We start from the raw sequence: 770 nt of genomic DNA, 5'->3' as shown, positions 1-770 counted from the left end.
GCGCAGCAGCCGCTCCAGCGCAGCGCGGTCGTGGGCTTCGATGCACACCCCCGCATCCACCGAGAAGCCACTGTGTTTGTACCCCAGCATCTCTTTTGCCTCGAAGTTCTCCAGCAGCCCACGGCCCACAAAGGCGCGCAGGATACGTTTTTGCAGTGTGGTCTGCACCGGGGCCACGGTAGCCGCATCGATGCCGGTGGCCGCGTGAAAGATGACACCCGGCGATGAGATTCGAGGGGTCGCATCAGCATCGCCCTCGCCCTCCACTTCCTCAAACACCCCGTCCACCACACAGACGTGGAAGTGGACGTGTTCGTTCAGGCTGGAGCCGAACCTGTGGATGAAGGCCACTGCGCCGATGTGCAGGCTTTCCTTGTCTGCATTGGCCGCGCCAATGCAGTGCGCCTGCAGGCTTTGCGCAATCACCCGCAGAAAGATGCGCAGCACCATATTGAGCACTGGCCCGTCGCGCTGCATGAAGTAACGAAGCCGCTTGGGAACCGACAGCACCCACTGGCGCACCGGCAGGCGGGGGAATACGTGATCGTTCAGGTGCGCTGCTGTCTCCACCATGCGCCGGGTGGTGCACGAGGGGCAGACTCCCCGGCCTTTGCAGGAGAAGGCTACAAAGTAGTCGTGCCCACAGTCGCCGCAGCGAGCGCGGGCAAAGCCATGGGCAAAGATGCCGCACTCCAGATATGTGGCAAACGCTTTGCGCACGAAGGGCTTGGGGGTGTGGTGGTCGCCCTGGCCGTCGAACTGACCCGCGC

1 protein-coding gene is annotated in these 770 nt (G+C 63.4%); it reads right to left on the bottom strand.

The window, feature by feature from the left end:
• On the bottom strand, positions 1 to 770 hold a 770-nt coding region (locus ACFO24_RS01760), incomplete at both ends, for a transposase zinc-binding domain-containing protein (RefSeq protein ID WP_377736488.1).

The organism is Comamonas denitrificans, assembly GCF_042654745.1.
In the GTDB taxonomy this organism is placed as follows: domain Bacteria; phylum Pseudomonadota; class Gammaproteobacteria; order Burkholderiales; family Burkholderiaceae_C; genus Comamonas; species Comamonas denitrificans.
The sequence above is the reverse complement of the archived record's forward strand: the minus strand, read 5'-3'. Positions and strand labels throughout refer to the sequence as shown.